The following is a 7,290-nucleotide window of genomic DNA, read 5'->3' on the forward strand; positions in this document are numbered from 1 at the left end:
CCTGGGCGTACGCCCAGGTCGTGGAGGCCGGCCGCGGTCCGCTCCGCGCCCGCGCGCAGCTCCTCGAAGGTGAGGGTGCGGTCGTCCTGGAGGAGGACGGGGCGGTCGGGGGTGAGCGCGGCGCGGCGCTCGACGAGTTCCCAGAAGGTGCGGGAGGCGCCCAGTGCGTGTGCGGTGTCCGTCGTCATGGCCCGTACTCCTCACAGCTGACGGGTAGTCAGATTGGCTGGAGAGCGTAGGGCTCGGTGCCTTGTCGGTCCAGGGGTGCGGGGCTAGCCTTCTAGGGGACCTTTAACTGACGGTCCGTCAGATACCCGCAGTTGGCCCGGCGGAGGGGACTCATGACCGAACTGCCCCGCATCATCAGCGTCGACGACCATGTGATCGAGCCCGCGAACCTCTTCGAGACCTGGCTGCCGAAGAAGTACCAGGACCGCGGCCCCAAACCGCTGACGGCCGGGATCGGCGAACTCGCCTACGTGGCGGGCAAGTACCAGATCACGATGGACCCGGACGGGCCGCCGACCGACTGGTGGATCTACGAGGACCTGAAGTTCCCGTACAAGCGCAACATCGCCGCCGTCGGCTTCGACCGGGATGAGATGACGCTCGAAGGCATCACGCGCGAGGAGATGCGGCCCGGCTGCTGGGATCCCGTCGAGCGGCTCAAGGACATGGACGCCAACCACGTCGAGGGTTCGCTGTGCTTCCCGACCTTCCCGCGGTTCTGCGGGCAGACCTTCGCCGAGGCGCACGACAAGGAGGTCGCGCTGGCCTGCGTGCGCGCGTACAACGACTTCATGGTCGAGGAGTGGTGCGGAGGCAGTGGGGGGCGGCTGATCCCGCTGTGCATCATCCCGCTCTGGGACATCGACCTCGCGGTCGCCGAGATCCGGCACAACGCCGCCCGGGGCGTGCGGGCCGTGACCTTCTCCGAGATCCCGACCCATCTGGGGCTGCCGTCCATCCACTCCGGCTACTGGGATCCGTTCTTCGCCGTCTGCCAGGAGACCGGCACCGTCGTCAACATGCATATCGGCAGCAGCAGCCAGATGCCCGCCGCCTCGCCCGACGCGCCTCCCGCCGTCCAGGCCTCGCTCAGCTTCAACAACGCGATGGCCTCGATGATGGACTTCCTGTTCAGCGGGGTGCTGGTGAAGTTCCCGCAGCTCAAACTTGCCTACTCCGAAGGGCAGATGGGCTGGATCCCGTACGCACTGGAGCGCGCCGACGACGTGTGGGAGGAGCACCGGGCCTGGGGCGGGGTCAGGGATCTGATCCCCGAGCCGCCCTCCACCTACTACTACCGGCAGATCTTCTGCTGCTTCTTCCGCGACAAGCACGGCGTCGCCTCGCTGGACGTGGTCGGCCGGGACAACGCGACCTTCGAGACCGACTACCCGCACGTCGACTCGACCTTCCCGCACACCAAGGAGGTCGCCCTCGACCATGTGAAGGGCCTCGACGACGAGACGATCTACAAGCTGATGCGCGGCAACGCCATCCGCATGCTGGGCCTGGACCTCGACAAGTAATGGACCTCTCCTACACGCCCGAGGAGGAGGAGTTCCGGGCCCGGCTGCGGGAGTGGCTCGCCAAGGTGCTCCCGGGGCTGCCCCCGAAACCCTCGCCCGACGACTGGCCCGGCAGACGCGCGTACGACCTCGGCTGGCAGCGCATGCTGTACGACGCCGGGTACGCGGGGCTCCACTGGCCCGCCGACGCCGGGGGGCGCGGGGCCACACCCACCCAGCACCTGATCTTCCTGGAGGAGACGGAGAAGGCGGGCGCGCCCTACGTAGGGGCCAATTTCGTCGGGCTGCTGCACGCCGGGCCCACGATCGCGGCCGAGGGGAGCGCCGGGCAGCGGGCGCGCTGGCTGCCGCCCGTGCTGCGCGGCGAGGAGGTGTGGTGCCAGGGGTTCAGCGAGCCGGACGCCGGCTCGGACCTCGCGGCACTGCGCACGCGCGCGCGGCGGGACGGCGACGACTACGTGGTGAACGGCTCCAAGATCTGGACCTCCCACGCGGAAGTCGCCGACTGGTGCGAGCTGTTGGTGCGGACGGATGCGAAGGCGCCCAAGCACCGCGGGATTTCGTGGCTCGCCATGCCGATGGACGCGCCGGGGATCACGGTCCGTCCGCTGCGTACGCTCGCGGGTTCGACCGAGTTCGCCGAGATGTTCCTCGACGATGTGCGGGTGTCGGTCGCCAATCGGGTCGGTGAGGAGAACGACGGCTGGCGCGTGACCATGGTGACGCTGTCGTTCGAGCGCGGGACGGCCTTCGTGGGCGAGGTGGTGGCGTGTCGGCGCGTCCTCGGCGAACTCGCGCGCGAGGCGCGGAAGAACGGCCGCTGGGACGACGCGGTGCTGCGCCGCCGGCTCGGTCGGCTGAATGCCGAGTTCCGTGCGCTGTGGCGGCTCACGCAGTGGAACGTCAGCGAGTCGGAGCGGTCGGGCGGAGTGCCGGGCGTCGGGGGTTCGGTTTTCAAACTGAGGTACTCGCGCGCGCGGCAGGACCTGTACGACGCGGCGGCCGACGTGCTCGGTCCCGAGGCGCTCGATCTCGACAGCCGGTGGACGCTGGACCGGCTGTCGTCCCTCTCGTACACCATCGCGGCCGGTACCTCGCAGATCCAGCGGAACATCGTGGCCGAACGGATCCTGGGCCTCCCGAAGGGGCGATGACCGTATGGATTTCCAACTCACTGATGATCAACGGGCGTTGCGGGCGGGCGTGCGTGAACTGCTGGACCGGCGCTTCGGGCGGGAGCGGTTGCGGGCCGCCGTGGACGCGCCGGAGCTCGACCGTGCGCTCTGGCGGGAGTTGGGTGAGGCGGGCTTCTTCGCGCTGCGGCTGCCCGAGGCGGAGGGCGGGGTCGGACTGGGACTCCCGGAGGCGGTGCTGGCCTTCGAGGAGGCCGGCCGGGCCCTGCTGACCGGACCGCTCGTGGCCACGCACCTCGCGGCCGGCGAAGTATCCGGGGCGGCCACCGGGGAGACCGTCGTGGCGGCCGTCGACGGCACGCTCGTCGAGTGGCTGGACGAGGCCGACGTCGTACGCGGCGATGTGACGGGAGCCGTCGCGATGCGCTCGGCGGACCCGCTCACTCCGCTGCACCGGGTGCCCCGGGCCGCGCCGCCCGATCCGGTGGCCGCGCTGCTGATCGCCGCCGAGCAGTTGGGCTCCGCCTCCCGCACCTGCGAACTGGCCGTGCAACACGCCCGGACCCGTGAGCAGTTCGGGCAGCCGATCGGGGCCTTCCAGGCGGTGAAACACCTGTGCTCCGAGATGCTGGTGCGGGTGGAGGTGGCGCGTGGTGCGGTCTACGCGGCTGCCGTCACGGCCGATCCGCTCGACATCGCGGCGGCCGGACTGCTGGCCGACGAGGCCGCCGAGCACGGCGCCCGCGACTGCCTCCAGGTGCACGGAGGCATGGGCTTCACATGGGAGTCCGACGTGCACCTTCACCTCAAACGTGCCTGGCTGCGGGCCCGTCGTGGGCAGAGTGCGGCCGAGGCCGAGGAGACGCTCGCGGAGGAGCTGGCGGCCGTCGCGCCCGGGCCCCGGACGTGAACTGTGCACGATCATTGCCGTCGATCGTGGCATGACGGAACGGGCTCGAACGGACGGATGTCACTGAACGTGGCATACCGGAATTACCGAGCGTTGATATCGGGTTGTGTCCTATGCGTGACTCGTCACGGCCTGGAGTCGGAGCTGTGCTCCGGTACCTTGTGTGGGATGCGAGTGGTTGTGAGGCCGGGTCATCACGGTGTTGCCCCTGAGGCGGCTCCGGATCCGGCGATGCGCACCGCTCGCGAGGCAGGAAGCAGGACCGTTCCTGCCTGTTCGACTCCCCGTGACGAGCGTCGCACAGTATGCCGCACGCGTACTCCTTCGCGCTGGAATATGCCCGAAGCGCTTGTTGGGGTGACTGTACGTCAACCATGCTGTCTCCTAAGGGAATCACGTTCCGTGAACCCTTTTCTGACCACGATCGTGGCCCTTGCGAGGCGCGAGGCGATGTGTCCGCCGGTTCGGATGGTGTGAGCGGTGCAGGTGCTTCAAGTGCAGCTGGAGATCCGGCCCGACCCCGCAGAGGTGGGGCGGGCGCGGAGGTGGGCCCGTTCGCGGCTCGCGGGGTCCGGGATAGAGGCCGATGAGCCGCTGGCCGAGACCCTGATCCTGCTCGTCTCCGAGCTGGTCACCAACGCGGTGGTGCACACCGGCCGTCCGGCCGTGCTGCGCCTGTCGCTGCCGAGTCTCGTGACGGGCCCCACCGCCGGAGAGCGTGCCGTGGCGGAAGCCGTGGCCACCGTCCGCCTGGAGGTGCTCGACGCCAGCGCCCGCCCACCTCGCCCCCGATGCGCGGACGGCGACGAGACCAACGGCCGCGGCCTGGCCCTCGTCGACTGCCTCGCCGACCGCTGGGGCTGGAGCAGCGAGGGCGCCGGCAAGCGCATCTGGTGCGAGGTGGACCGCTGTTCGGCGACGGCGGCGGCTGCGGTGGCGTGTGATTCGGCGCCGGCCGCGGTGGCGTGCGACTCGGCTCCGGCCGCTTACGAGGACTTGGCGTTCGAGGTGGTCTGAGCGGGCCGTGCCCCTTCGGGGGTGAGCGGGTCATGTCCTTGCGGGGTCGGTTTCCGTGGTCGATCGGCCGCGTCCCGTCGGGGGCGCGGGGCGGTGACATCGGCGGCTCCGTCGCGGGGCACGACCGGCCCCCTGTGACCCGCACATGGCATCCGGACCTCCCGGCGGAGCACGGAAGCACAGGGGCCGCGCCCCACTCGTCCCATGCTGCCCGATGCGCCGTGCCGTGCTTCTGCCCGTGGCGGTACAAAGAGGGGCGTAAGCCGTGAATCCCCGAACAGGTGTTGACGATTCGTGTCCGTTTGATCACGCTTGTGGTCAGCGATTCGCCGTGAGGGGACGGCGAGGGTTCCGGTGACGGGAGCCCTTGGCGAGCGTGGGTCGCGATCGGCGTCGGCTCCTCCAGGGTCGGGAGCAGGGCGGGTACGCCGGAGCCGGATGGCGGCGCGCGGTGTCGTGCTCGGGGTGAGGTGGGGTCCCTCCCGCCCGGGCGTGGCCGAGTGTGGGGGAGGCGCGCCGCCAGCCGACCCATGGCCTGCGGGGTCGGCAGGGTGTCTCAGAGAATCGCGACGGGTGCCACCGGGGTTCCCGTGGCGCCGACGAACGGTTCGGGCATCGCCGACAGCAGGAACGTATGGCGGCCAAGTTCTCCACAGGCTGTGGACAACTCTTCGAGATTCCAGTTCTGGCCCTGGAGCATGCCCATTTCGACCAGGTCGAGGGCGTGCACAGGAAGCCACAAGTCCTCTATTTCCGGAGGAAATATCTCAAAGGTGAGGGTGTCGTTCGCGACGGCGGCCACATCGCGTGCGTGGAACCACTCCGGGGTGCGGACGGACAGGCCGGGCGACGGGAACGCGTACGCGTGCTTGTCGCCCGCCAGATAGACCTGGATCTGACCGGTGCGTACGAGGACGATGTCGCCCGCGCGGACCTTCGTTCCGGCCAACTCCTCGGCCGCCTCCAGGTCTTCCGGGGTCACCGCGTGGCCGCCGTCGAGGCGGTCCTTGCCGAGCGCGCGGGCCACGTCCAGGAGGATGCCGCGCGAGACGATGTGGCGGGGCTTGTCGATACCGCTGAACTCGGCGCCGCCGTGGGCCGTGACGGTGGTCGCGGGGCGGCCGTTGTAGATCTTTCCCGAGTGCGAGACGTGGGTGAGCGCGTCCCAGTGGGTGGCCGCCTGGAGGCCCATGGTCACGGCGTCGTCGCTGCACGCGACCGTGCCGGGTCCGAACAGCTCCTGGTTGATCTGCACCATCGCGTGCAGCGGGTTGACCCGGCCCGGGATCATCCCGGTCTGCACGCCGTCCTCCTTCAGCGGGAGGGCGAGTGGGACGCGGCGGCCGGTGCGGACTGTCGCGGCGGCCTCCCGCACCACCTCGTCGGTGATCAGGTTGAGCGTGCCGATCTCGTCGTCGGACCCCCAACGCCCCCAGTTGTTCACGCGCTTGGCGATCTCGTGGAACTCGGCCGGCATCGACATGAGTGCTCCCCGGGGCTTGTCTCCAGGTATCTGACGGGTCGTAGAATCTGAGTCGAATCTAACGGACCGTCAGAAACTGCGGGAAGGGGCCGGGGCGTGGGGAACTTCTTGGCAGGCAAGGTCGTCGCCGTGACCGGGGCGGGCCGGGGCATCGGGCGCGCGGTGGCGCTGGCCGCCGCGGCCGAGGGCGCACGGGTCGTCGTCAACGACTACGGGGTGTCCATCGAGGGCGCGGAGCCGACCAGCGAGATAGCCGAGGCCGTGGTCAAGGAGATCGAGGCGGCCGGCGGCGACGCGATCGCCGTCGCCGACGACATCTCGACGATGGCGGGCGGCCAGCGGGTCGTCGACACGGCACTGGAGACGTACGGGCGCATCGACGGAGTCGTGTGCGTGGCCGGGATCCTCCGCGAGCGGATGCTCTTCAACATGTCCGAGGAGGAGTGGGATCCGGTCCTCGCCACGCACCTGAAGGGCACGTTCACCGTTTTCCGGGCCGCGTCCGCCATCATGCGGCGGCAGGGTTCCGGGACACTCATCGGGTTCACCAGCGGCAACCACCAGGGGTCCGTCTCCCAGGCCAACTACAGCGCGGCGAAGGGCGGGATCATCTCGCTCGTGCGGAGCGCGGCGCTGGGGCTCCACAAGTACGGGGTGACGGCGAACGCCGTCGCACCCGTCGCGCGTACGCGTATGTCCGCGAACGTGCCCATGGAGTTGAAGGAGATCGGCGAACCCGAGGACGTGGCCGCGCTCGTGGTGTACCTGCTGTCCGAGCGGGCGCGGGAGGAGCGGATCACCGGGCAGGTCTACACGATCGCGGGGCCGAAGATCGCGGTGTGGGCTCAGCCGAGGGAACTCCGTTCGGGGTACGCGGAGGGGGCCTGGACGCCGGAGCGGATTGCGGACTTTTTGCCGGGGACTGTGGGGGTGGATCCGATGCCGTTGCTTGCGCAGGTGGAGGAGATGGCGCGGGCGGCTCGTTCCGCGAAGAAGGCGCCGTAGGGGCTGGGGTGGGTGGTGGGTGCGGGTTGGCTGTCGCTGGTCGCACAGTTCCTCGCGCCCCTAAAAGATTGCGCAGTTCCCCGCGCCCCTTAACGGGGCGCTGTGGTGGGCGGAGGAGACGTGGAATTCGGGGTCACCGCGGAGGATGAGGCGTTTCGCGCTGAGGTGCGGGGGTGGCTGGGGGAGCGCGTTTCGGGTGCCTTGGAC

General features: G+C 69.9%; 7 protein-coding genes. 5 read left to right on the forward strand and 2 right to left on the reverse strand.

Annotation, left to right across the window (positions count from 1 at the left end; all coding sequences use genetic code 11):
- On the reverse strand, positions 1-188 hold a 188-nt coding region (locus tag AOK17_RS39230), incomplete at its 3' end, for an AMP-binding protein (RefSeq protein ID WP_342671557.1).
- A 153-nt stretch (positions 189-341) separates the two neighbouring features.
- Between AOK17_RS39230 and AOK17_RS39235 the strand changes: the two genes are divergently transcribed.
- The 4 genes from AOK17_RS39235 (at position 342) to AOK17_RS39250 (ending at position 4,595) form a co-directional block, all read left to right on the forward strand.
- Positions 342-1,535, forward strand: coding sequence for an amidohydrolase family protein (locus AOK17_RS39235; RefSeq protein ID WP_055617399.1), 1,194 nt, complete (start codon positions 342-344; stop codon positions 1,533-1,535).
- On the forward strand, positions 1,535-2,689 hold the full coding sequence (locus AOK17_RS39240) for an acyl-CoA dehydrogenase (protein ID WP_055617400.1): 1,155 nt from the start codon (positions 1,535-1,537) through the stop codon (positions 2,687-2,689). Before AOK17_RS39235 ends, AOK17_RS39240 begins: the two co-directional genes overlap by 1 nt.
- 4 nt (positions 2,690-2,693) lie before the next feature.
- Entirely contained in the window at positions 2,694-3,578 is an 885-nt protein-coding gene (locus AOK17_RS39245; protein WP_055617401.1) for an acyl-CoA dehydrogenase family protein, read from the forward strand.
- A 480-nt stretch (positions 3,579-4,058) separates the two neighbouring features.
- Entirely contained in the window at positions 4,059-4,595 is a 537-nt protein-coding gene (locus AOK17_RS39250; RefSeq protein ID WP_107102612.1) for an ATP-binding protein, read from the forward strand.
- Between the two features lie 556 nt (positions 4,596-5,151).
- Here AOK17_RS39250 and AOK17_RS39255 read toward each other — a convergent pair.
- Positions 5,152-6,078 (reverse strand): cyclase family protein, encoded by a 927-nt coding sequence (locus tag AOK17_RS39255; protein WP_055617403.1) that lies wholly within the window; start codon positions 6,076-6,078, stop codon positions 5,152-5,154.
- A gap of 96 nt (positions 6,079-6,174) precedes the next feature.
- Between AOK17_RS39255 and AOK17_RS39260 the strand changes: the two genes are divergently transcribed.
- Complete coding sequence (locus AOK17_RS39260; RefSeq protein WP_055617404.1) at positions 6,175-7,083, forward strand: SDR family NAD(P)-dependent oxidoreductase; 909 nt, start codon at positions 6,175-6,177, stop codon at positions 7,081-7,083.
- Positions 7,084-7,290: the final 207 nt, after the last annotated feature.

Origin of the sequence: Streptomyces phaeochromogenes (assembly GCF_001418655.1) — a bacterium.
GTDB classification, from domain to species: Bacteria; Actinomycetota; Actinomycetes; order Streptomycetales; family Streptomycetaceae; genus Streptomyces; species Streptomyces phaeochromogenes.

Bases quoted from the DNA above. Each gene is read 5' to 3' on its own strand.
- AOK17_RS39245 (WP_055617401.1), top strand. From the start codon at position 2,694: ATGGATTTCCAACTCACTGATGATCAACGGGCGTTGCGGGCGGGCGTG.
- AOK17_RS39240 (WP_055617400.1), top strand. From the start codon at position 1,535: ATGGACCTCTCCTACACGCCCGAGGAGGAGGAGTTCCGGGCCCGGCTG.
- AOK17_RS39255 (WP_055617403.1), bottom strand. From the start codon at position 6,078: ATGTCGATGCCGGCCGAGTTCCACGAGATCGCCAAGCGCGTGAACAAC.
- AOK17_RS39235 (WP_055617399.1), top strand. From the start codon at position 342: ATGACCGAACTGCCCCGCATCATCAGCGTCGACGACCATGTGATCGAG.